We start from the raw sequence: 23,553 nt of genomic DNA, 5'->3' as shown, positions 1-23,553 counted from the left end.
TGCCAGAAGCAACACGCCTGCTTCAAAACCGCACTTTTTAGGCGTCGCACTTGGCATCTTTAATCTGTCACTTGGCATTTAAAACTACCGTGTATTGACAATGCATCCACCCATTAAAAAAGCGTCCTGTAACCGTTTACAGGACGCTTTTTAATCACAGTTTTGAAGCTTAATCATCTAATTTAGATGCCAAAAACTGAATCGCAAATTGTACCGCTTGCGCACGCACTTGATCGCGATCGCCATTGAATTGGCGTGATTCTGCCCAAATGCGTTGTTTGCTCGCCAAACCAAACCACACCAAACCCACAGGTTTGTCCTCAGTACCACCATCAGGCCCTGCAATGCCCGTGATCGACAATGAATAATGTGATTTGCAACGAATCAATGCACCCAATGCCATTTCACGCGCCACTTCTTCGCTCACCGCTCCGTAATGACGCAAAGTTTCTTGTTTCACATCCAACAATTGCTTTTTGGCATCGTTGCTGTAAGTGATGAAACCGACATCAAACCAATCCGAACTTCCGGGTAAACGGGTTAAATTTGCCGCTAACAAACCGCCGGTACACGATTCTGCACAAGTGACTTTCACGCCTTGTTTCGACAATTTAGTCGTCAAGGCTTGCAGTTGTTGTTGAAACATAACACTCCTGATAATAATCAATTAAACCAAACGTGGAAGCATCGTGAGGCACACGCACGCCACTGACCAACTCTTGCTCAATGGTTTTGGCCAAAACTTTGCCGTATTCTACACCCCATTGGTCAAAAGAGTTAATGCGCCAAATCACGCCTTGCACAAAAACCTTGTGCTCATACAGGGCAATCAACATGCCTAAAGTATAAGGATTGATGTCTGTCAGCATCAAAGTATTGGTCGGCTGGTTGCCAGAAAAGACTTTTTGCGCTGCCAAATGAATGTCTTGGCCGTTCAGCGCCAATTCTGCTTGTGCCTCTGCCAAAGTCTTGCCACGCATCAACGCCTCCGTTTGTGCCAAAGCATTGGCAACCAAAACCGTATGTTGCTTGCCCACAGGCAAATGGCTGTTCACAGGCACAATAAAATCGCTGGGCACCAACCGTGAACCTTGATGTAACAATTGGAAATAAGCATGTTGGCAATTCACCCCTTGCGAACCCCAAATAATGGGACCGGTAGCATAATTCACTGGCTGATTGTTTTGGGTAACATTTTTGCCATTGCTTTCCATGTCCAATTGCTGCAAATATTCTGTCCACGAACGCATGCCATAATCGTATGGAATCACTGCATGGCTGTGGGCATCGAAGAAATTATTATACCAAATGCCTAATAAAGCCATGATAACAGGCATGTTTTCTCGCCATGGTGCATTTTGAAAATGTGCATCCATCGCCCGACCACCTGCTAAAAACTGCAAAAACGCCTCTCGCCCAATCGCACACATCACGGGCAAACCGATGGTTGACCACACCGAATAACGACCACCGACCCAATCGAACATTTCAAACACTTGCATAGGGTGTATGCCAAAAGCCGCAGTGGCCTGTAAATTGGTCGAAATGGCGGCAAAATGTGCAGCAACCGCATCGTCAGGCCATGCAGTTTGTGCCAATAGCCAAGCTTTGGCCGCTTGTGCATTGAGCAAGGTTTCAGGCGTGGTAAAAGACTTGCTGGCGACCACAAACAAAGTGGTTTCAGGACGCAAATGCTCCAAAACATGGTGCAAATGTGCGCCATCCACATTGGAAACAAAATGCACATTCACATCGCCCGTGGCAAAAGATTTCAGTGCCTCAGTGACCATTTTCGGACCCAAATCCGAGCCACCCACACCCAAATTAACCACATCCACAATGCGCTGCTTAGTATAGCCCAAATGCATACCTTGGCGGATTTTTTCAGCAAAATCCAAAGCCTTATCCAAAGCTTGATACGCTTGCGCCACCACATTGACGCCATCGACTTCCACCACCGCATTGCGTTCTTGGCGCAAAGCTGTGTGCAATACCGCTCTTGCTTCACTGCGATTGATTTTTTCGCCGCCAAACATCGCTTCACGCCAACTTTTCAAATCGGAGGTATCGGCCAAATCACTCAATAATTGCCATGTTTCTTCTGTCACACGGTTTTTACTGTAATCGAGCAGCAAAGGTCCCACTTTTTGATGCATGCGCTCAAAGCGATGGGCATCTTGCTCAAACCAATCGCGCATGTGTTGCAAAGCAATGTATTGTTGATGCTCGGACAAATCTTCTAAAACTTTGGCCATTGTTTTTGATTCTCTAATCATACAGGCTCACCATCATCAACCAACGTCTTACTCACTTGCCTCGGTTTGGCTCAATTTTAAAAAATGTTCGCGATAATAACGCATCTCTGCAATGCTCTCTTCAATGTCGGCCAAAGCCTGATGTGCTCCTTTTTTCACCACACCTTTGGCAATTTCAGGTCGCCAGCGGCGCGCCAATTCTTTTAAAGTAGACACATCCAAATTGCGATAATGGAAATAGGCTTCTAAAGCCGGCATGTAAATTTGCATAAAACGACGGTCTTGGTGTACTGAATTGCCGCACATAGGTGAGGTTTTTTCAGGCACATATTGCTGCATGAACGCCAACAATTGCGCTTCCACTTCCGCTTCATTCATCGTGGATACTTTGACACGCTCGACCAAGCCTGTACGGGTGTGCGTGGCGGTATTCCATTCATCCATCGCATTGAGTAACTCATCGCTTTGATGCACAGTCAAAATCGGAGATTGTGCGATGGTATTCAATTCATTGTCAGTCACAATCATCGCCACTTCAATGATGCGCTCTTTGTTTGGGTCTAAGCCCGTCATTTCCATGTCTAACCAAACCAAGTTGCTTGCATTTGCCATTTTATTCATTCTTTCTAACACAATATATTGCGTCATTGTATTCAAACATTCTTCAAGCCATCCGCCCGTTCAAGGTCAATCATGCGATAATACGACACGATTATTTTTTCACTGATTTTATGCTGACTGGACTGTTTTTGCTGTTTTTTGTATTCAGCACATTATTGCAATTATACCTGTCTATTCGCCAAAGCTTGTCGGTTAGGCGGCATCGGGCTTTTGTGCCTGATGATTTTAACCACCAAATCAGCTTGGATGAGCATCAAAAAGCGGCAGATTATACGCTCGCCAAACAACGTTTACTGCGTTATGAAATTTTGTTTCAGGCCGCTTTATTGTTGATTTGGACGCTAGGCGGAGGCTTAAACTTGATTGCCAGCCTCAGTGCCAAATGGTTTGCATACGCACCAATGACACAAGGCGTGGTGATGTTGGGCTTGTTTGCGCTCACCAATAGTCTTTTGTCTTTGCCTTTTGCACTGTACCGCACTTTTAAATTAGAACAAAGTTTCGGTTTCAACCGCAACACTTTGGGACAATTTCTCAACGATACCCTCAAAACCACAGCAGTCGTCGCACTCATCAGTGTCCCTGTCTTGTATGTGCTAATTTACTTAATGGGCAGCATGGGAACAAATTGGTGGTTATGGGTGTGGATGGTTTGGGTCGGCTTGTCCTTGGGCTTATTGTGGGCTTATCCAAAATGGATTGCACCTTTGTTCAATCAATTTACACCCATACCCGAAGGCGACCTGAAACAACGCATAGAAGCCTTGCTCACTCGTACAGGCTTTGCCAGCAATGGCTTGTTTGTCGTGGATGGCTCTAAACGCTCAGGTCACAGCAATGCTTACTTTACAGGGTTTGGAAAACAAAAACGCATCGTGTTTTACGATACTTTATTAACCGAATTAAACGACAAAGAAGTCGAAGCCGTTTTGGCGCATGAGTTGGGGCACTTCAAACACGGCCATATCACACAACAAATCAGCATCCAATTTGTGTTGGGATTAGCAGTATTGTGGATTTTAAGCCAATTGTTAAACTTACCTGAGTTTGGTTTTTTCAACCAATTGGGCGTGCATTATCCTAGCCATGCGATGGCTTTATTGCTTTTCATGTTGATTTTACCTGTGTTCACTTTTCCATTTTCACCATTGGCAAGCCTGATGTCGCGCCGCAACGAATACCAAGCCGATCGTTTTGCTGCCCAACACAGCGAAGCTGCCGATTTGATTTCAGCACTCACCAAACTTTATCGCAGCAATGCCAGCACGCTCACGCCTGATGCATGGCACAGCCGTTTTTACGCCAGCCATCCGAATGCCAACGAGCGCATTGCCGCCCTCAAACAAGCAGGAAAACATTGATGCAAACTGCACAAATCATCACCAGTTATGGTCGCCAATACATTGTTCGTGACGAACAAGGCCAAACCTTTCAAGCCACCACACGCAAAAAGCGGGTCGATTATGCTTGCGGCGACCAAGTTAAAATCCAATCTATCAATGCAGAACAAGTGGTCATAGAAGATTTTTTACCGCGCCAAAGCTTGCTTTATCGCCAAGATGCGTTCAAAAGCAAATTGATTGCCGCCAATGTGTCACAATTATTGATTGTGATTGCCGCAGAACCTTCCCCGAATGAAATGTTAGTGCAACGGGCGTTGCTTGCTGCCGAAGCGGGCAACATTCAAGCCCACATCGTCCTGAATAAGTCTGATTTAGAAGGCACTGCCAAATGGCAAGCGGTGTTCCAATATTATGCGGATTTAGGCTATGGTTTTAGCACCTTGAGTGCCTTACAAAGCGTAGACGATTTGCGCCCGATTTTAAAAGGTCACAGCAATATTTTCTTGGGTCAATCTGGTATGGGCAAGTCCACTTTAACCAATGCCATTTTGGGCGAAAACATCGCCCGCACGGGCGACATTTCGACGGCATTGGATTCAGGCAAACACACCACCACCCACGCACAGCTTTATCAATTGGACGAAGACACGCAATTAATCGACTCTCCCGGCTTACAAGCCTTCGGTTTGCACCATTTAGAACGTGCCGATTTGTTGCATTATTTCCCTGATATGCGTCATTTGATAGGAGCCTGTCGCTTTCACAATTGCACCCATCGCAATGAACCCAATTGCGCGGTGAAAAATGCCGTCGAACAAGGCGTGTTACCAGCCAGTCGTGTGGATTTTTTACAAATGATTACGGACGAACTGTCTCACTAAAACTGGTTAGACATGAAAAAAGCGTCCTGTAAACTTTTACAGGACGCTTGTTCCATCTGACTTTCGCCTTATTGCATTTGTGGTACTTCTACGCCATTGGCTTTGAACAAAGTGATTAATTGTTCTTTGACTTTGGCTTCGCGGGTTTCATTGGCCAATTGGTCTTTAATGGCATCAAACGCAGGTGCTTCAGCACTCGCACGCTCATCAGCCACGCGGAACAAATAGAATTTGCCTTCAATTTCCACAGGCTCAGCAGTGATTTGACCTTTGACCAAACCTTGAACGCCAGCTGGGAATTGACCCATTTCAGCCGCTGGCCACCAATTGCCGGCCAAACCTTGTTCTTGAGCTGGCAACAATTTCACCAAATCTGTAAACATCGCGCCTTTTTTCAACAATTCTTGCGCTTGAATCGCAGCTTCACGGTTATCGAATTCTGCAAATTGCAATTTCAATTCGCGCGTCAATTCACGGTATTTGGCATGCAAATCAGCATCACTGATGACCACATTGGCTTTCAAATGCTCCACATATTTGGCCGCATACACTTCCGCTTCCATATTTTGCAACATCGCTTTGACTTCAGGCTGGTTATTCAAACCCAATTTTAAAGCTTCTTGCTTTAAAATTTCTTGCTGTTGCAAATGGCTTTTGATTTGACCTTTCAAATGATCGCGATCGGCAGCAGGCATTTGTTGACCGGGATTCATTTGCTCAAACTGTTTTACCAACGCATCAATACGCACTTCTTCAATTGCAGGCGCTGCTGCAACAGCCATACCTACCATGCACGCCATCAAAATGGCGGCAATACTGGTTTTTTTCATGTTTACTTAACCTTGTGATTCAAAATTACTGTTCAATTTTTGCTTTTTGGAACAATTGACCCGTTGCTGCATTCACACGCTCATTGCGCAATTGATTGACAATATTGGCTTGTACCGTCTCAAAAGCTGGAATATTAGCCGCACGTTTGTCTTCTAATTTAAACACGCCCCAAACATTTTGAGCGTTGACCGGTTGGCTATATTGACCTTTTTTCAAATTTGAAATCACCGCATAAACCGCTGGGGCATTTTGCTGCATGTCTTTCAAATTCACATAATTAGGATTTTCACCACCGCTTTGTTTGGCACGCGGGTCCAAGCTTTTGGCTTTGGCCACATCTGCAAACTTCTGACCTTTTTTCAAGTCAGCCACTACTGCCTTAGCATCGGCTTCTGTGCTTAAGAAAATCTCAGACAATTTAACCTCTTCACTGCCTTGGTATTTCTTCTGAAAATCGGTGTAAAAAGCCTGTACTTCCGCAGCTGCCACTGGATTTTGCTCAATCACATAAATAGCATAAGCTTGATTCAACAAATCACGCTCATATTGAGCAAATTCTTGCTTGAACGTTGGCTGTTTGTCTGCGCCTTGCTCTTTGGCTGCCGCGCGCGCTTGTTTCAGCGCATCTTTATATGCACTTGTTTGGTCTAATTTCAAGCGTTTGGCTTCTTGTACCACCACAGTTTGACCTGCCATGCGCTCTAGCAAACCATTGCGCAATTGTTGGCTGTCTTGAATTTGACCATTGCTCTTTTGAGTAATCAATTGCACTTGTGCATCAATGACAGCGCTGTCAATTTTCTCACCATTGACTGTCACCAATGTTGCTGCATGAACACCACCACTCAATACCGCCATCACAGCAGCAACCATGAATACTTTTTTCATTTAGAATCTTTCTGTTGTAGTTCTTGCCATTGCGCCACGCTCAAAGCACGAATACTCAAAGCATGTATTTGAACAGGGAATAAATCCTGTAACGGTGCATTCACCATGCGTTGACGCTCAATACGGCTCACACCTTCAAATGCTTCACTGACAATCAACAAAGCATAATGTCCACCACCATTGTTACCTGCATGTCCAACATGGTGATGACTTTCATCATCACACACGCATACCAATGGTTTTAACACCTGCAAACGTTGTTCAATCTCAGTCACTAAGCTCATTTTTCTAACGTCACACGAAATGGTTTAATCAACACTTCTGTATAAATGCCATTCAAAGCAAATGGATCTTGGCTCGCCCATTCTTCGGCAGCATCCAAAGTCTCAAACTCAGCCACAATCAAGCTGCCTGAAACACCTTCTTGCTCAGGATAAGGCGTTGGGCCTGCCAACAACAAGCGACCATCCGCCTTCATTTGTTCCAAACGAGCCAAATGTGCTGGGCGGTGTTCTTGACGCAACGCCGTACTGTCATCTACATCTGTTGCCAAAATCATGTACAACATGGTTCTATCCTTTGTATAAACTGCTGTAAATCATGTCTGACCATTTTCAGCACACGAGCTTACAAAACCTCGATAGTATCGCAGTTTTGTTGTGAGTTAAAAGTATCAGATGCATCTAATCTGTCCAAAATACACCACAAAACACTTTGCAATGACTGTCTCTACAAAGCAATAAGCGGCCTGAAAGAATATTTAATCACTATCCATTTATCCTTTTAATAACCCATATTGATGACATCAATCATCTATAAGCTTTCTCCCACAAGCCATTCAAATCCATCCTCTTAAGAAACTTGTTACCCATGCCTCACTCCAAAAGCATATAATGTAGGCATAACACTGTGGTATTTTAGGAACAAAAATTCTGTTATACAGTGGCAATCAAGCTGCATTTTTAGCGTAAAGCATGAAGCAATCAGCGTTTCATTGTAGATTGATGTTAAGCTAACATACCAATAATAAATATACGTTAAACTATCACTGATATTTGTAAGGCGTTCACAATGGCTTGTTGCCATTATTGAACGTACTCAAACCGATGTATAGATACGATGACTGAGGGATTATGTCTAAATCGAATATGAATCTAAAACTAGTAGCAGGCTTATTGGTAGCAAGCAGTTCTACAGCAGCCATGGCCTCTATGAACAACTTGAACGTACAGTCTCATTTAGGTGAGCGCTTTAATGGCAGCATTGTCGTGACTGGTCCTACGGCTCAAGAGATTTTAAAATCACCTTCGTCTGTCAAAATATCTGGCGCACCGGTTTCCGCTCGTGTGAGCAAGCAAGGTGATTCGGCAGTCATTCACTTGCGCTCTAAGACACCCATTAATGACCCTGTAATGCGTTTGAGTATTCAGGCAGGCACGCAAAGCCGCCATTACTCAGCCATTATCGATCCTAAAGACAGCGCGCATCAATCGGCACAAGTCAACGCCAATAAAGCCATTCCAGCTGTACCAACGACAGCGGCCAACAATGCGCAAGTGACCATGCCACCCAAACCAAACACAACTGAAAGCAATTCAAGCAGCCAAAATACGCCGCAAGCGACCAGTACCAAAGTCGATGAAGCCGCAGTCACAGCAAAAGCTAAAAAACCTGCTGCTGAAATGCCTCGCGTCAACAAACGCACCATTCAAAACAATCGTCAGCACGCTCAGCCAGTTAAAACACCCACCATACGTTCAGCGCGTGTAGCGGCAGCAGAGCAATACAAAGTACAGCCTAACGATAATATTCACGCTATTGCCAGTCGTTTCCAACCACAAGGCTTAAGTACTGCACAAACAGTCAATGCCTTATTGCGTGCCAATCCGCAAGCTTTCCGCAATAAAAATCCAAACTTATTGTATGGTGATGCCACTTTAAATATTCCATCAGCACAAGACATGCACTTATTGGCAACAGGTCGCATGCCTAAAGCAGCCATAGCTTCGAGTACCAATAAAATTGCAGCCACCGCAGCCGTTGCTACCGTAGCAAGCGCAAGCGTTGCTGCTCAAGCAGCCAATGCTTCAGGAGATGATGTTCAAGCCATCAAAAAACAATTGGCTGAATTAGAAACGCAGAAAAAACAATTAGAACAAAAACTAGCACAAGAGTTGGCAGAAGCAGAGGCGGCCAAAAAAGCCGCTATTGAAGCAGAGAAAAAAGCGGCGGCAGAAGCGCAAGCGGCAGCTGACAAAAAAGCGGCTGATACTGCCAATATTGATAAGCAAGCTGCTGCCGATGCCGAGAAAAAAGCCGCAGCAGATATTGCACAAGCTGCATCTGCGCCAATACCGATGCCAGCCTCTGCTCCGCAAGTGGCCGCTTCTGAAGCTACTGCCTCTGCGGTTGTTGCTTCTGCTGTTGCGACTGAGCCTGTCATCAAGCCAAAACCTAAAAAACCATTACCAGAGCCTGAGCCAGAACCTGAGCTTTTAGATTTGATTATGCAATACTTGCCATATTTGGCAGGTGGTTTGATTACTTTATTATTGGTTTTCTTCTTATTAAAAAAACGCCAACAAAAATCCAACAATGACCCAGATGGCGGAGATGACCATCATGATGATGGTGATATCCAATTTGACTTGGATGAGGCGTCCACAGATAAGAAAGACACCCAAGGCAATGATAGTAATAATCTGTCCTCAGCTGAATTAGATGCTTTAAATGCTTTTGACAGCTTTGATGCAGACAGCGATGAAACCTTGCATCAAGCCACAGCGCAACCAACAATCGCCCCTAAAGTCATTGCTGGTTCAACCGTTATTGGCGCAGCCGCAGTGGGTGCCACCTACGCGACCAACTCATTTGACAACGACTTCATGCCAAGCGCAGAAGATTTGGCGCAATTTGCTCATCCAGACGCCACTGTTGCACCTGAATTGGATGACTTTAATTTAGACGATTTAGACCAAGTATTTAAACCTCATCCATCTAGCTTTGCGCCTACAGCGGCCCCAACTCAAACTCATCAAAACGATGATTTAGGTGGTTTTGACCTCAATGAATTAGACAGTTTATTACAACAAAATGGCTTTGGTGATCAAACGCCTGCACCTATTCAAAATTTCACCAATCAACAACACGCTGATACCAACTTAAATTTTGATTTAGACGATGTTTTAAAAAATACAAACAGCTTTGCCCAACCAAGTGCCGCTCTCAATTTTGACAAGAGTACCAACCAAACCAGCCATCACAGCAATGCTTCATTTGACGACTTCAATGATGATTTCAATCTAGATACTTTAAATGATTTAGGCGACTTACCTAAAACGGCGATGGCGCAACCAGCGCCTACGATTAAACCAACGACTGCGCCTGCAGCTGATGAGTTCGATTTGGGTGATTTTGACTTGAGCAGCTTTGAAAGCTTAAACGATACACCTCAAATTGCAGTGGCCCACGCTGCGCCAACAAGCAAACCGACTGCCGCACCTGTCGCGGATGAATTTGATTTGGACAATTTTGATTTAAGCAGTTTCGAAAAATCAAACGATGTCCCTCAAATTACAACAGAACAATCGGCACCAACCACCCGACCAACTGCGGCACCTGTGGCGGATGAATTTGACTTAGGCGATTTTGATTTAAGTAGTTTTGAAAAATCAAACGATGCCCCACAACATACAACAGAACAATCAGCACCAACCACCCGACCGACTGCTGCGCCTGCTGCAGATGAATTTGATTTGGGCGATTTTGATTTAAGTAGTTTTGAAAACTTAAACAACACACCACAAATTGCAGCAGCCCAATCTGCACCGACCAACCAACCAACTTCAGCGCCAGCATTAGATGATTTTGACTTAAGTAATTTTGATGTTAGCAGCTTAGACAGTTTGAGTGAAATCGCTCAAACGGCTGCGCCTATTGCCAAAATACCGTCCTTAAATGATTTAGACTTTGAAGATGATTTCCAAGCCGCGGCTTCTGCCAAACCAAGCTTAAGTAAAACATCTGATATTAATTTTGACAGTACCACAGCTGCCAATGCAGGTTTGACTTTAAGCCAAGAAGACATCAATGACATTAACTTTGATTTCAATTTAGATACCATCGCTACCGAAACACCATCAGCTAAAATACCTGTGGCGGCAGCTGCATTGGCGGTAACAACTGCCGTCGTAGCAGAGGCTGAGCCCGTAGCAAATTTATCATTTGATGAATTAGACCTACCTGAAGAAATCACTGCTACAAACATGCCAAAAGTAGAAGCGGGGTCAGATTCTGCAATAGATGATCACTTTGCACTCAATTTAGATGAATTGTTCAGTGAGTCTGATAATCAGGTCGAAGACCACACATCAAATGATGCCAGTATTGCCAATACAGAAGATGATGATTTTGTCAGCAAATTCAGCAGCATTTCATTGGAGTCAGAACACAATCAATTGGCTTTTGATGATTCGTTTAGCGGTTTAAACTTCGATGATTTGTTAAAAACCGATGATACTTTCGATACGTTACTGGCTGCCGAAGAAACTGAAGCGGCTCCCACAACATCTGATTTTCCTGAATTAGCGACCAAAGTAGAACAAGCTGCTTCGCCTGAATTCTCTGTACATGATTTCAAAGATTTCAGTATTGATACGCCACCGGCTAAATCTGATCGCCCTACCCAAGCATGGGCAGGTACAGGTGACTTTGGTTTGCCAACAGAAGAACATGCTGAACAACCAATTAATGCATTGCCAGAAGCAGAAGATGCTTTTGATTTTGGCAGCCTCAGCCTTGATGATGAAAATGCTATTGCCGATATACCAACCATACAAGCGGCAGACCCTATTTCCGATGCAGCGGCATTGGATTTGGATGCATTATTACAAACAGACGCAAACGATTTGGCTGCACCTGACAACACCATTGAGCTACCTGTTCATGACAGTATTTTGTCTTTAGATGTCGATACATCAGAATCGACATCATTGACCGAGCATGAAGCCAGCGATTTAGACTTTGATTTAAGTTTAGATAGTTTGAATCTGGATGAGTTGAATCCAGCCATAGAGCCGAGCTCTCAGCCTGCACCGACTGCGACCCCAGACATTGTCTCTCATCAGTTCGACTTCCCATCCAACGATGAGATAAACACGCCCAAAGAGACTGTTGCCACACCAGAGCCTGAGATTTCAGAATCCTTGTCTATCGAAGATTTTGATTTGTCATTCAGTGTGCCTGCTAATGCACAAGCGGTATCGAGCATGGGTCTTACTTTAGATAATTTAAACTTGGATGACAATGCCAACGCTAACACCACATCTCAAGATGAATTCAATTTAGATGATTTTGAATTGACTTTAGATGTTGATGCTGTTGATATGATGGATACCACGGCAGCATCTAGCAACACATTCTCTTTGGATGATTTTGCTTTATCATTGGAAACAGAAACCACTGCCGCAACCACCAGTGATACTGACATTGCCTTGGCATTAGAAGAATTAGAATCATTTGATTTGTCTGAGCTTATCAACACTCAAAATAACGCCAATCAACAGGCTTCTGAAGACATTTCATTAGACGATTTTGACTTGTCATTTGATTTGGATATGCCAAGCGATACCAGTTTACAGGATGCTAGCCATATCACAGAGACATTGAATGGTACCAACACTGCAACCTCATCCAGCCTGGATAGTTTGGGCTTAGATTTGGACTTGGATTCTGCTTTTAACAGCGAATTGTTCCAAGAAGCCCCTGATTTGGCATTGATAGAACCAAGTGTGACACCAACCACATCGCCATCCATCCCAGCACCTTTGGCCATGATTGAAACAGCACCACCTATCGTGGACAAAGATGCCTATTTGAACAATATGGAACATACGTATTCAGCCAAATGGGAATTGGCGCAAATGTACTCGGATTTGGGCGAATCTGACGCTGCACGAGAGATTTTGATTGATTTAATTGAAAGCGGCAGTGAAACCTATTCCAAACGTGCACAAAATTTGTTCAATAGTTTATAAAACACGTTGTATCAAAAAACCGCTCTTTTAAAGAGCGGTTTTTGTATTTCAAGCGTCCTGTAATACCATTAGCCTGCGGCAATTTTTTGTTGCCAGTGTTGTGCATTGGCCAATAAGTCAGCTTGATTCAAACGAGTCAATTCACCCTCTGCCACCAAATGCTCGCCATTAATCCAAACATGTGACACTTGCGAACGGTCTGCCGCATACACCAAATGTGAAATCGGATCGAACACAGGCTGAGTCGCCAACGCAGACAAATCCACTGCAATCATATCGGCTTGTTTGCCGGCTTGCAAAGTGCCAACTTTGTCATCCAAATGTAAGGCTTTGGCACCATTAATGGTCGCCATTTTCAACATGTCATATGCTTTGACATCGGTTGGTTTGCGCGTGCTGCCTTTGGCAATCAATGCACCCAAACGCATGTCGGCAAACATATCCAATTTATTGTTAGACGCTGCGCCATCAGTGCCCAAGCCCACATTGACACCCGCATCCAACATCGCTTGAATCGGCGCAAAACCAGATGCCAATTTCATATTAGAAGCTGGATTGTGCGCAATGCTGATGCCACGCTTAGCCACCAATGCCATTTCTTCTTCATTGGTATGCACCATGTGTGCCGCAATCAAACGTGGGCTTAACACGCCCAATTCATCCAAACGTTGCAATGGACGCTTGCCATGTTGTTTGACTGAGTCTTCCACTTCAAAAGCAGTTTCATGAATGTGGCAATGAATCAACCAATCGTGTTCTTCTGCCAACGCCACCACACGTTTGAATGTTTCATCTGACACCGTGTAAGGCGCATGCGGTGCCCAAACAAAGTTAATCAACTCTTCATTTTGATAAGCTTGGGCGTCCTGTAAAGATTTGCTGATGTATTCATCGGCATTTTGCGCATAATTGGTTGGAAACTCCAAAATAGAACAACCGACCATCGTACGCATGCCTGTTTTCAAGCCCGCACGAGCGACTGCATCATGGTAAAAATACATGTCGTTAATGGTCGTTGTGCCACCGAGCAACATTTCCGCCATCGCCAACACCGAACCATCATACACAAACTCATCACTGACGTGTTTGCCTTCCGCTGGCCAAATGTGGTTATTCAACCAATCCATCAAATCCAAATCATCGGCAAAACCACGCAGCAAAGTCATCGCGCTGTGACCATGTAAATTCACTAAACCGGGCATCAACACATGATTAGGCAATTGCAATACTTCATCGGCAATCATGTCTTGCGCTTGTTCAGGCGTGACAATGGCATCAATTTGATGGTCTTTTAATACCAAAACCTGATTGCGCAACACCACAGGCTCATCGCTCATAGGAATGATCCAACCTGCATGAATCAAAGTCGTACGGCTCATACTGCTTCCTTTTTAAAATAATGCTTCAAATTGCTGCTTTTGCAGCAATACAAAATGTTCATAGTCTTCGCGTGGGCGGTGACCTCGCCAAACGACTTCCCACTGCTTCAAGTTATTTTGTTGAGTTTGGCTCAAAACCACCAAACGGTATTGGCAATTTTGCTGCTCATCCATCGTGATTTTAACATCACTGTATGCTTCCCAAGCCAACCATGCTATGCGATTTTCTTGGGCATCAATGTACAAACAATCTTGCCCAGACACCAAACGCGCTGCGGTATTCAGATGCAAAGCAGCCTGAAATTGTTCCACAACAGGCCGATAACTTTTAGCCGCATCAATCCATGGTAAGAACAAAGTCATCAGCAAACTCCAACTTAAGGTCATGCCTGCTGCCCAATTGGTCACTGCTTGACGACCTCGCATGTGTTTGCGTGTCACAGCCCAAATCCACAATACTGTGAATAAAAACGCGATAATCATTGGGAAATAGTCAAAGTCAGGCTGATAATATGGGCTAAAATATGCTGCTCGTTCAGCCAGTTTAGTCGGCCAACCGAAATTCATGGCAAAAAAGCCCAACCATAAAAATATGGCGAGCATGCCAAACAACATTACGCCAAACCAATTCAAAAACGCCACTGCACCGCGACGCAAAGAGTCTAATTGTGCCGCACCCAATATCGCCAAAGGCAACAATAAAATCAATGCATTTTCAGTATACGTTTCGCGCATCAACGCCAACCACAATACACCGACCAATAACCAGATACCACAAACTTGCCACACTCGATGTGACACCTTGCTGCGGTTCATAAACGTCCAAACCGCCAAAGGCCATGCAGGAAACACATACCACAATGCTACCGTTGCATAATAGCCAAACTCATGCGCCAAAAAGTTGTATTTCCATCCGCCAAAACCACCAAAAGCATAGCGCTCCCACCACAATTGAAATACTTCAGGGTGGCTTTGATACAAAGCATAAGGCCAAATGGTAATCATCGGAATGGCCATCATCGCGGCCATGGCCAAAATGACCATATAGCGGCGGCTGCGCCAACGCGCAAAAACCAACATGCTGATGGCAATCAACATCACCAATAGCAATTCACTCAAGCTGGACGATAAAAATACCAACACCCAGCCCAATGCCAAACCAAATCCTGCCAAAGCAGTGTGGTCATTGGCACGCGTCATGGCGTATAGACTCAAAGCAAAACCCGCAAATGTGATTGCCCATGTATCCATACGATGACCTGCTAGCAACAAGCCGACACAGCCAATCAAAATCAACACCACACTGCGCCCATGGCGGCGACCAAGCAAGTGGCGACCCGCACCACCAGCACAAGCCAAGCCAATCGCCATGAATAAAACGGTGGTTAAACGAATGGCTGTGAATTCACTCAATAGCCACGGGGAAAAAACACTCTGAAACAAGCTGCCTACCCAAACATACAAAGGTGGCTGCTCCACATAAGGCTGTCCTGCCACCACCGGTGCCCAAAACTGTCCTTGATACAATACCGACTGCACTGCCGCATGCAATTCAAATTCATGCGGCTTCCATAAATCGTGATCGATGATGCCTGGCCACAGCCACACAAATGCCAACAACAGCAAAACCCAAGGTTTTTCTGTGGGTTTGCTTTCAGGGCGCTTCTCAGGAGGGATGTATGTCAACATCGCAAATCCACCTCAATATCTCATCCAGTGACCCCATGATACCCATCATTTGCACACTGGACATCAAATGATGGCAATAAAAAAGACAGCCGCAGCTGTCTTCTTTTTGGCATTTCAAACGAATTAACGGTTGAACATATTGCCGAATTTTTGGTTAAAGCGATCAACACGACCAGCCGTGTCAACGATTTTTTGTTTACCAGTGTAGAAAGGATGACATTCAGAGCAAACCTCGATATTGAATGTTTCTTTTTCCATAGTAGATTTGGTCACGAAAGTGCTGCCGCAAGAGCAGATTACTTGGATGTCGTGGTAGTTAGGTTGGATATCAGCTTTCATGTGCTTTCCTTTAAGTTTCGCGGGCATAGGGATTGTGCCTATGCTGCATAAAATGAACACAAGATTATATGTCAATCTTTCCTATTCAATCAAGGATTTTCCATTTAAAGCACGCTTCACAGACAAGCTTTGCGACAATAACGCTGCATTTACATCAAAAAGACCCATCATCAATGGGTCTTTTCAATCGTTTCAATCGACTATATGCAAGAATCTTACAGGACGCTTGCTGATTCACATCATTGACGACGCCAAGTGGTTACACCTGCTGCATCTTCTAAAATAATACCAGCTGCTGTCAATTCGTCACGAATGCGGTCTGATTCCGCCCAGTTTTTCGCTGCACGCGCTGCTTGTCGCTGGGCAATCAATGCATCAATCGCCTCACTGCTCAAACCATCGGTATCATGCAAATCACCTTGTAAAAATGCCACCGCATCACGCTCTAACAAGCCTAAAACATTCGCCAAAGCTTTCAGGACGCCTGCCAATTGCGCATCATTGGTTTTATTGACCTCCGCCGCCAATTCAAACAACACCGCCATCGCCTCAACCGTACCAAAATCATCGTTCATCGCCGCAAAGAAACGTTGCGTGTATTCGTTGCTGTCAGCAGTTATCGCCACATCAGCAGGCGGGGTGTTTTTCAAAGTCGTGTACAAACGCGTCAACGCACCTTTGGCATCATCTAAATGCGCATCTGAATAATTCAATGGGCTGCGATAATGTGCGCGCAAAATAAAGAAGCGCACAATTTCCGCATCGTATTTTTTCAACACTTCGCGAATGGTGAAAAAATTACCCAAAGATTTGGACATTTTTTCATTGTCTACACGAATAAAGCCATTGTGCATCCAATATTTGACATGGCTTTGCGTGTGTTTGCCTGCCAAATCGTCATGGCTGTGATTGCACACACCACTGGCACCGCAGCTTTGGGCAATTTCGTTTTCATGATGCGGAAATTGTAAGTCAGCACCACCACCATGAATGTCAAACGCTTGACCGAACATTTCTTCGCCCATAGCCGAACACTCAATATGCCAACCTGGACGACCATTGCCCCACGGACTTTCCCAAGCAGGCTCGCCCGCTTTGGCCGCTTTCCACAACACGAAATCCAATGGATCACGCTTAAAACCATCGACCTCCACACGCTCACCCGCGCGCAAATCATCCAAGGATTTGCCAGACAATTGACCATATGCCGCAAACTCACGTACCGCATAATACACGTCACCATTGTCCGCAGCATACGCTTTGCCATTGGCAATCAAACGCTCAATCATCGCAATCATTTGCGCCACATATTCAGTGGCTTTAGGTTCTTCGTTGGGTTTTTGCACACCCAAAGCTGCCGCATCTTCATCCATCGCTTGAATGAAACGCGCGGTCAATTCGCCAATACTTTCACCATTTTGCGCAGCACGAGCAATGATTTTGTCATCGATGTCCGTGATGTTGCGCACATAAGTTAACGGATAACCTGATTGGCGCAACCAACGTGCCACCATATCAAACACCACCATCACACGAGCATGACCCAAATGACAATAGTCATACACCGTCATGCCACAAACATACATGCGCACATTATTAGGATCGATGGGGTTAAATGCTTCTTTTTGACGGGTTAAGGTATTGTATACGGTTAACATAATTCACTTATGGTTTCAAAATTCTTAAGGAAAGGCAATTATACGATATTTGCCCCTTACAGGACGCATCTTGCACCTTTTTTATCAATATAAGCGTCCTGTAAAATTTTTAAATACATAAAAAAAGCTTTCCACTATACATGGAAAGCTTTTGAATCAAACAATTAAATCTTAACGACGGTTTAAAAAACTGGCACCGAATTTCAACACATCGCCCAAATCCAATTTGCCATCACCATTTTGGTCTAACACACTGGTCAATAAAGAGCCTGCCAAGCCACCTTGTTGCTGTACTTGTGCGCGCTCTTGTCCCAAAACCTGACCCAAACCACCTGCATCCAGATTGCTCGTTTGCACTTTATTGGCCAAGAAAGACATGACAATGGGCGCTAAAATTTGCAACAACTGTCCTGCATTGGCGCCACCTAAGCCCGAAGCTTGACCCAAATTGCTTTGTGCTTGTGCTTGTTGGCCACCAAAAATATGACCCAAAATCGCCGCACCACCTTGAGCGCCAGAACCGCCACCCAAAACAGAACCCAATACATTGCTCAATAAATCGCCACCACCCAAACCTTGAGCTTGTGCCGCAGGCTGAGCATGGTCACGCATCAAAGCGCCCAATAAATCACTGGCACCAGAACCTTGCGTGGCATTGTTACCCAACATACCCAATAACATCGGCACAGCACTGTTCACAGCACTTTGTGCCTGATCTGAATTGACACCCAATTGAGAAGCAATTTGTGAAATAGGGGCACCTTGTAATTGTGTCAATAATTGATTCACCAAAGATGATTGTGCATTCATGCGGCTGACTCCTGTTAATTAAGATTCTGGTTTAAATACTGAGCGATCAGTTTGCGCTTTTTCAACCACTTCTGTTGATACCGCACCTTGACGTGCTTTTTCTTCTAAAGCCAACTCTTTTTGACGCTCAATATAACCATGAATAGCATACACCAAATCTTGTGTACCTTGACGGTTGATGGCTGAGATTTCAAACACACGCGGTGTGTTCACATCAAATTCAAACTGGTCGTTGGGTTTTGGATGATTCCAACCCACTGCATCCAAGAAAGCTTGCACACGTTCAGCACGCTCTTCTTCAGGCAAAACGTCCAATTTGTTCAACACAAACCAACGTGGTTTTTCATACAATGCTTCATCGTATTTGCGCAACTCTTCTGCCAATGCCAAAGCTTCTTTAACAGGATCAACATCTTCGGCAAATGGTGCTAAATCAACCACATGCAATAACAATCCAGTGCGTGACAAATGACGCAAAAAGCGATGACCCAAACCCGCACCTTCAGCCGCACCTTCAATCAAACCTGGAATGTCTGCCATCACAAAGCTGTGATTCTCATCCATGCGCACCACACCCAAATTAGGATGCAAGGTTGTAAATGGATAATCCGCAACTTTCGGACGTGCTGCAGAAACGGCACTGATTAAAGTCGATTTACCTGCATTGGGCATACCGAGCAAACCCACATCTGCCAAAACTTTCAATTCTAAGTTCAACAAACGGCTCTCACCATCCTCGCCAGGCGTACATTGGCGCGGTGCGCGATTGGTTGAAGATTTAAAATGGATATTGCCTAAACCACCTTTACCGCCACGAGCCAAAACAAGGCGCTGACCGTGTTCAGTCAAGTCTGCAACGATTTCATCGGTATCCACGTCTTTAATCAAAGTACCGACAGGCATGTGCAATTCTATGTCATCTGCGCCTTTGCCATAACGGTCGGCACCATGACCTTTTTCACCATTTTTAGCCAAATATTTTTTCACAAAACGGTATTCAACCAAAGTATTGATGTTTTCATCCGCCACAGCAATCACGCTGCCACCTTTACCACCATCACCACCATCAGGACCACCGCGTGGAACGAATTTTTCACGACGGAAGCTAGACGCACCATTGCCACCCTTGCCTGCTACCACTTCAATTTTCGCTTCATCAATAAACTTCATGCTTAACCTCTTGATTCTGAATTATTAATTTTATCATTCTGATTGTGTGTACAAAACCGATTAGGCGGCCTGAAAACACATTAGACCTTTTTCAGGCCGCCTAATCAGTCTTGTGACCAAGTAAAAAATAAAAAAAGCCCTATCAACAGACAGGGCTTTTTCTAAATTAATGCTTATTCGCCAGTGTAAGGCTTAACGTTTACAGTTTTGCGGTTCAACGCACCTTTGGTGGTGAACTCAACATAACCGTCAACTTTAGCGAACAAAGTGTGGTCTTTACCCATGCCTACATTGGTACCAGCGTGGAAACGAGTACCACGTTGACGAACAATGATAGAACCAGCTGGAATCAATTCGCTACCGAAGGCTTTAACGCCCAAGCGTTTAGCTTCTGAATCGCGACCGTTTTTAGAGCTACCGCCTGCTTTTTTGGTTGCCATGTGATTTTACTCCTAAAATTAAGCGATTGCGTCGATACGAATTTCAGTGAAATTCTGACGATGACCTTGACGTTTTTGGTAATGCTTACGACGACGCATTTTGAAAATGCGTACTTTGTCGTGACGACCGTGAGAAACCACAGTAGCAGTTACTTTAGCGCCTGCAACAACAGGGGCACCGATTTGAATGTTTTCACCGTCCGCAACCATCAATACTTCTTCAAGTACGATTTGGCTGTCGAGTTCGGCTGGTATCTGTTCTACTTTTAATTTTTGGCCAACGGTAACTTTGTATTGTTTACCGCCGGTTTTTACGACCGCGTACATACTCAACTCCAATTAAAAAATTGCCAATATGGCAAAAGAGAATCGAAGATTATACGTTGTTTTAAAAAAAACGTCAAAAATAAAACCCAAATCAATCGATTATGTGAATTTTCATAGTGCAGGCCATATCAAAGCTTCTCTATATTGGCTTTTCCACAAAAGCCAAGTGTACACAAACAGCAACAATGTTATAATTGCGATTGTTATTTTGAATCCATCTGTCAAAAGTCAACCTATGCTAGAAACTGTGCCTTACTTCCAACGTCATTTAGAAAATGATTTGTCGCGCGTTGATGTGGTCATCAACCAAGCAGTCATGTCTGAAGTGGCATTGATTTCACAAATTGGTCAATACATCATCAGCGCAGGCGGTAAACGTTTGCGCCCTATCATGACCGTCTTGTCAGGTAAGGTTTTAGGCTACGATGAAGATATGTTGTACTCATTGGCTGCCATGGTAGAGTTCATTCATACCTCAACTTTATTACATGACGATGTGGTCGATGAAAGTGATTTACGCCGAGGTCGTAAAACAGCCAACAATATGTTTGGCAATGCTGCCGCTGTTTTGGTCGGTGACTTTTTATACACGCGCGCCTTCCAATTAATGGTACATACCAAAGACATGCGCATTTTGGAAGTCATGGCTGATGCCACCAACATCATCGCCGAAGGCGAAGTGATGCAATTGATGAACATCGGTAACATCAATATCACCGAAGCTGAATATCTCCAAGTCATTCAATACAAAACTGCCAAACTGTTCGAGGCGGCTGCACAAGTAGGCGCATTGCTTGCCAAAGCCACAGCCGAGCAAGAGCAAGCGTTAAAAGACTATGGTATGTATGTGGGTACTGCTTTTCAAATCATCGATGACATTTTGGATTATTCTGGCGACCCTGAACAAATCGGCAAAAATGTGGGTGATGATTTGGCAGAAGGCAAACCAACATTGCCATTGATTTATTTGATGCAGCAAGGCTCAGAGCAAGCAGCCAAAGATGTGCGCTATGCTTTAGAACATGCCGATCGTGAATATTTCGATGCGATTTATGCGCACGTACAAAATTCAGATGCTTTGGCATATTGCCGTCAAGAAGCTCACAAAGCAGTCAATCAAGCGATTGTTTGTTTACAGGCCTTACCTGATAACGAAGTGCGTACTGCAATGCGTGAATTGGCTGAACAATCGATTGCTCGCTTAACTTAAGTTAAAACATATAATCAAAACAAAGCGTCCTGTAACTTACAGGACGCATCTCGCCATAGTTCAACGGATAGAACATATGCCTCCTAAGCGTAAGATACAGGTTCGATTCCTGTTGGCGAGGCCACACATGACTGATTACTTGAATCCATTAAATCGGATTTTATGATTGATGGTTGCAACCGATTTATTAACTTCAATCATGTAATCTAAGTATAAGTCTTCTACACGCAACTTTGCCAAAGTACAACCTAAAGACGCTGCATGTTGATAATAATGCATTGCCTGTTGAATATTAGGTTGCAAAGTTTCATAGCCTGACTGGTGCATTAATCCTAAAACATACAAGGCAGCCAGATCAGATTTGAGCTCTCTTTGTAACAACTCCAACAAACTAAATTCACACACATCAATATAATGCTCAGAGCCACTTTCTAAAGCAACCCAATTATAGTATGCCGCTAAAGTCACAGTCTCACATCGAATCAAAGATTTGAAATAATAAGCTGCAAGCTGGGGGTTCTTTTCAATACCATTAGAACCTGTAGCATAATTCAAAGCTAAAGCAAACAACATATTGATATGATAATCAAATTCCACAGATATTACATTAGTAGATATCTCACTACCCAAATCACCCATGACAAATGCCCGAATATCATCTAGTAACGCATCATCACCATTAGGGTCAGCATTACAAAGCATTTGTGAAAAATTAAATTGAACATGCTTATCAGCATTAATGGTGATCTGACACTGCCGCCAATCACCATATTTTTTTTGAGCTTGTAATAGATACAATAGACTTAAAATCTCTTCTAAAACAGTATCAGTGAATTGAGTATTAACTAATTGAGCATCTTGATATGAATTACCATCATGAACCAAAGCAAAGCAAAGTCCGTAATCATCGTGAAGATGGGCTTGAACTTCAAATGTGTAACTTCCTTTTGGCATTAAAAATACCAACTTTGCGCCAATTTGCTGTTCTAAAGTAACCACGATGACACTCCTCTAATCTATTCTTCCATCTATTTTTTTATAATGTTTCACCTACATAAGATAAAAGCAATTGCAATACCAACTTTAATTTACTTGATATACATCAATTAAATCCATAATAATTAAATTTTTTTCAATACAGAAGCAATATCCATATTCTTATCTAACTTTTACATTATAAACAACAGTTTAAATTTGCCTTATCCTGTTAAATATCCTTGATATTAAGCTGACCCTTCCCCCCTACAAAATAATAAGAAGGCCTATACTCATAGGAATTAAACAGCCTCGCATCGCGAATGAAATATTAAAAAGAGCCAATTGGTCAAAGTAATATTCAATACTATTTTCAATTATTTGGAAGCATCCATAAACAAGCGTCCTGTAAAGTTTACAGGACGCTTGTTTATGTGAATGTGTATTATATTTAAAGCTATCTTTAAGAATGAATAAAGCCCTGATGCGTTTGCATCAGGGCTTTAGAATGGGGCGTTTGACGATGACCTACTTTCACATGGGTAATCCACACTATCATCGGCGCTAAGTCGTTTCACGGTCCTGTTCGGGATGGGAAGGCGTGGGACCAACTCGCTATGGTCGTCAAACATAAACTTTAAAATCAGAAAGCCGTCTGTATTACAGAGCTTTGAAATAGGGCTGTATTATACTGTCTATTTC

At 43.8% G+C, this 23,553-nt stretch carries 20 protein-coding genes, 1 tRNA gene and 1 rRNA gene; 5 read left to right on the top strand and 17 right to left on the bottom strand.

The window, feature by feature from the left end; genetic code table 11:
* Window positions 1-169: 169 nt before the first annotated feature.
* The 3 genes from ADP71_RS01930 to orn are packed head-to-tail and all read right to left on the bottom strand — an operon-like array spanning window position 170 to window position 2,876.
* Window positions 170-646 (bottom strand): CinA family protein, encoded by a 477-nt coding sequence (locus ADP71_RS01930; RefSeq protein WP_019957269.1) that lies wholly within the window; start codon window positions 644-646, stop codon window positions 170-172.
* Complete coding sequence (pgi, locus tag ADP71_RS01925; RefSeq protein ID WP_237343034.1) at window positions 612-2,276, bottom strand: glucose-6-phosphate isomerase; 1,665 nt, start codon at window positions 2,274-2,276, stop codon at window positions 612-614. Before pgi ends, ADP71_RS01930 begins: the two co-directional genes overlap by 35 nt.
* Before the next feature lie 27 nt (window positions 2,277-2,303).
* On the bottom strand, window positions 2,304-2,876 hold the full coding sequence (gene orn / locus ADP71_RS01920) for an oligoribonuclease (protein ID WP_019957267.1): 573 nt from the start codon (window positions 2,874-2,876) through the stop codon (window positions 2,304-2,306).
* 110 nt (window positions 2,877-2,986) lie between these two features.
* Here orn and ADP71_RS01915 point away from each other — a divergent pair, with 110 nt between their 5' ends.
* Together ADP71_RS01915 and rsgA are read left to right on the top strand one after the other, a co-directional pair.
* Window positions 2,987-4,237, top strand: a complete 1,251-nt coding sequence (locus ADP71_RS01915) for a M48 family metallopeptidase (protein ID WP_104931365.1) — start codon at window positions 2,987-2,989, stop codon at window positions 4,235-4,237.
* Window positions 4,237-5,100, top strand: a complete 864-nt coding sequence (gene rsgA / locus ADP71_RS01910) for a ribosome small subunit-dependent GTPase A (RefSeq protein WP_019957265.1) — start codon at window positions 4,237-4,239, stop codon at window positions 5,098-5,100. Before ADP71_RS01915 ends, rsgA begins: the two co-directional genes overlap by 1 nt.
* A gap of 68 nt (window positions 5,101-5,168) precedes the next feature.
* Here the strand turns inward: rsgA and ADP71_RS01905 are convergent, their stop codons facing one another.
* From ADP71_RS01905 to ADP71_RS01890, 4 genes are read right to left on the bottom strand one after another with little or no spacing between them, the layout of a single operon-like run.
* Window positions 5,169-5,930, bottom strand: coding sequence for a peptidyl-prolyl cis-trans isomerase (locus ADP71_RS01905; protein WP_104931363.1), 762 nt, complete (start codon window positions 5,928-5,930; stop codon window positions 5,169-5,171).
* Between the two features lie 25 nt (window positions 5,931-5,955).
* On the bottom strand, window positions 5,956-6,819 hold the full coding sequence (locus ADP71_RS01900) for a peptidylprolyl isomerase (protein ID WP_019957263.1): 864 nt from the start codon (window positions 6,817-6,819) through the stop codon (window positions 5,956-5,958).
* Complete coding sequence (locus tag ADP71_RS01895; protein ID WP_019957262.1) at window positions 6,816-7,103, bottom strand: BolA family protein; 288 nt, start codon at window positions 7,101-7,103, stop codon at window positions 6,816-6,818. The genes ADP71_RS01900 and ADP71_RS01895 overlap by 4 nt, the downstream gene beginning before the upstream one ends.
* Window positions 7,100-7,387, bottom strand: coding sequence for a YciI family protein (locus ADP71_RS01890; RefSeq protein ID WP_019957261.1), 288 nt, complete (start codon window positions 7,385-7,387; stop codon window positions 7,100-7,102). Before ADP71_RS01890 ends, ADP71_RS01895 begins: the two co-directional genes overlap by 4 nt.
* A 565-nt stretch (window positions 7,388-7,952) precedes the next feature.
* Between ADP71_RS01890 and ADP71_RS01885 the strand changes: the two genes are divergently transcribed.
* Window positions 7,953-12,854, top strand: coding sequence for a FimV/HubP family polar landmark protein (locus ADP71_RS01885; protein WP_171460845.1), 4,902 nt, complete (start codon window positions 7,953-7,955; stop codon window positions 12,852-12,854).
* A 68-nt stretch (window positions 12,855-12,922) separates the two neighbouring features.
* Here the strand turns inward: ADP71_RS01885 and ADP71_RS01880 are convergent, their stop codons facing one another.
* The 8 genes from ADP71_RS01880 to rplU form a co-directional block, all read right to left on the bottom strand.
* A complete protein-coding gene (locus tag ADP71_RS01880) occupies window positions 12,923-14,233 on the bottom strand; it encodes a TRZ/ATZ family hydrolase (protein ID WP_019957259.1) in 1,311 nt (436 codons plus the stop codon).
* 12 nt (window positions 14,234-14,245) lie between these two features.
* Window positions 14,246-15,922 carry an ArnT family glycosyltransferase gene (locus ADP71_RS01875; protein WP_171460844.1) on the bottom strand — a complete coding sequence of 559 codons (1,677 nt, stop codon included), beginning with the start codon at window positions 15,920-15,922 and terminating at the stop codon, window positions 14,246-14,248.
* 123 nt (window positions 15,923-16,045) lie between these two features.
* On the bottom strand, window positions 16,046-16,261 hold the full coding sequence (gene rpmE / locus ADP71_RS01870) for a 50S ribosomal protein L31 (RefSeq protein WP_019957257.1): 216 nt from the start codon (window positions 16,259-16,261) through the stop codon (window positions 16,046-16,048).
* Between the two features lie 239 nt (window positions 16,262-16,500).
* A complete protein-coding gene (gene cysS / locus ADP71_RS01865; protein ID WP_019957255.1) occupies window positions 16,501-17,919 on the bottom strand; it encodes a cysteine--tRNA ligase in 1,419 nt (472 codons plus the stop codon).
* Between the two features lie 171 nt (window positions 17,920-18,090).
* On the bottom strand, window positions 18,091-18,729 hold the full coding sequence (locus ADP71_RS01860; RefSeq protein ID WP_019957254.1) for a DUF937 domain-containing protein: 639 nt from the start codon (window positions 18,727-18,729) through the stop codon (window positions 18,091-18,093).
* An 18-nt stretch (window positions 18,730-18,747) separates the two neighbouring features.
* Window positions 18,748-19,899, bottom strand: coding sequence for a GTPase ObgE (obgE, locus tag ADP71_RS01855; RefSeq protein WP_019957253.1), 1,152 nt, complete (start codon window positions 19,897-19,899; stop codon window positions 18,748-18,750).
* 173 nt (window positions 19,900-20,072) lie between these two features.
* On the bottom strand, window positions 20,073-20,339 hold the full coding sequence (gene rpmA, locus ADP71_RS01850) for a 50S ribosomal protein L27 (protein WP_019957252.1): 267 nt from the start codon (window positions 20,337-20,339) through the stop codon (window positions 20,073-20,075).
* Between the two features lie 18 nt (window positions 20,340-20,357).
* Complete coding sequence (rplU, locus tag ADP71_RS01845) at window positions 20,358-20,666, bottom strand: 50S ribosomal protein L21 (RefSeq protein ID WP_019957251.1); 309 nt, start codon at window positions 20,664-20,666, stop codon at window positions 20,358-20,360.
* Between the two features lie 235 nt (window positions 20,667-20,901).
* On the opposite strand from rplU, the gene ADP71_RS01840 reads away from it, so the two are divergent.
* Together ADP71_RS01840 and ADP71_RS01835 are read left to right on the top strand one after the other, a co-directional pair.
* Window positions 20,902-21,876: a polyprenyl synthetase family protein gene (locus tag ADP71_RS01840; protein WP_104932354.1), complete on the top strand. Its 975-nt coding sequence runs from the start codon at window positions 20,902-20,904 to the stop codon at window positions 21,874-21,876.
* Window positions 21,877-21,925: 49 nt separating this feature from the next.
* Window positions 21,926-22,000: transfer RNA gene (locus ADP71_RS01835), tRNA-Arg, on the top strand.
* Window positions 22,001-22,011: 11 nt separating this feature from the next.
* Here the strand turns inward: ADP71_RS01835 and ADP71_RS01830 are convergent.
* Window positions 22,012-22,875 carry an SEL1-like repeat protein gene (locus ADP71_RS01830; protein ID WP_019957249.1) on the bottom strand — a complete coding sequence of 288 codons (864 nt, stop codon included), beginning with the start codon at window positions 22,873-22,875 and terminating at the stop codon, window positions 22,012-22,014.
* Window positions 22,876-23,366: 491 nt separating this feature from the next.
* Window positions 23,367-23,480: ribosomal RNA gene (gene rrf / locus ADP71_RS01825) — 5S ribosomal RNA — on the bottom strand.
* Window positions 23,481-23,553: the final 73 nt, after the last annotated feature.

The organism is Vitreoscilla sp. C1 (assembly GCF_002951955.2).
Classification (GTDB): Bacteria; Pseudomonadota; Gammaproteobacteria; order Burkholderiales; family Neisseriaceae; genus Vitreoscilla; species Vitreoscilla stercoraria.
The sequence above is the reverse complement of the archived record's forward strand: the minus strand, read 5'-3'. Positions and strand labels throughout refer to the sequence as shown.

Excerpts from the sequence above, each read along its gene's own strand:
- ADP71_RS01890 (WP_019957261.1), bottom strand. The coding sequence starts at position 7,387 with ATGTTGTACATGATTTTGGCAACAGATGTAGATGACAGTACGGCGTTG.
- ADP71_RS01895 (WP_019957262.1), bottom strand. The coding sequence starts at position 7,103 with ATGAGCTTAGTGACTGAGATTGAACAACGTTTGCAGGTGTTAAAACCA.
- cysS (WP_019957255.1), bottom strand. The coding sequence starts at position 17,919 with ATGTTAACCGTATACAATACCTTAACCCGTCAAAAAGAAGCATTTAAC.
- ADP71_RS01905 (WP_104931363.1), bottom strand. The coding sequence starts at position 5,930 with ATGAAAAAAACCAGTATTGCCGCCATTTTGATGGCGTGCATGGTAGGT.
- ADP71_RS01915 (WP_104931365.1), top strand. The coding sequence starts at position 2,987 with ATGCTGACTGGACTGTTTTTGCTGTTTTTTGTATTCAGCACATTATTG.
- ADP71_RS01900 (WP_019957263.1), bottom strand. The coding sequence starts at position 6,819 with ATGAAAAAAGTATTCATGGTTGCTGCTGTGATGGCGGTATTGAGTGGT.
- ADP71_RS01860 (WP_019957254.1), bottom strand. The coding sequence starts at position 18,729 with ATGAATGCACAATCATCTTTGGTGAATCAATTATTGACACAATTACAA.
- rsgA (WP_019957265.1), top strand. The coding sequence starts at position 4,237 with ATGCAAACTGCACAAATCATCACCAGTTATGGTCGCCAATACATTGTT.
- rpmE (WP_019957257.1), bottom strand. The coding sequence starts at position 16,261 with ATGAAAGCTGATATCCAACCTAACTACCACGACATCCAAGTAATCTGC.
- orn (WP_019957267.1), bottom strand. The coding sequence starts at position 2,876 with ATGAATAAAATGGCAAATGCAAGCAACTTGGTTTGGTTAGACATGGAA.
- obgE (WP_019957253.1), bottom strand. The coding sequence starts at position 19,899 with ATGAAGTTTATTGATGAAGCGAAAATTGAAGTGGTAGCAGGCAAGGGT.
- ADP71_RS01930 (WP_019957269.1), bottom strand. The coding sequence starts at position 646 with ATGTTTCAACAACAACTGCAAGCCTTGACGACTAAATTGTCGAAACAA.
- rplU (WP_019957251.1), bottom strand. The coding sequence starts at position 20,666 with ATGTACGCGGTCGTAAAAACCGGCGGTAAACAATACAAAGTTACCGTT.
- ADP71_RS01875 (WP_171460844.1), bottom strand. The coding sequence starts at position 15,922 with ATGTTGACATACATCCCTCCTGAGAAGCGCCCTGAAAGCAAACCCACA.
- pgi (WP_237343034.1), bottom strand. The coding sequence starts at position 2,276 with ATGATTAGAGAATCAAAAACAATGGCCAAAGTTTTAGAAGATTTGTCC.
- rpmA (WP_019957252.1), bottom strand. The coding sequence starts at position 20,339 with ATGGCAACCAAAAAAGCAGGCGGTAGCTCTAAAAACGGTCGCGATTCA.
- ADP71_RS01880 (WP_019957259.1), bottom strand. The coding sequence starts at position 14,233 with ATGAGCCGTACGACTTTGATTCATGCAGGTTGGATCATTCCTATGAGC.
- ADP71_RS01840 (WP_104932354.1), top strand. The coding sequence starts at position 20,902 with ATGCTAGAAACTGTGCCTTACTTCCAACGTCATTTAGAAAATGATTTG.
- ADP71_RS01885 (WP_171460845.1), top strand. The coding sequence starts at position 7,953 with ATGTCTAAATCGAATATGAATCTAAAACTAGTAGCAGGCTTATTGGTA.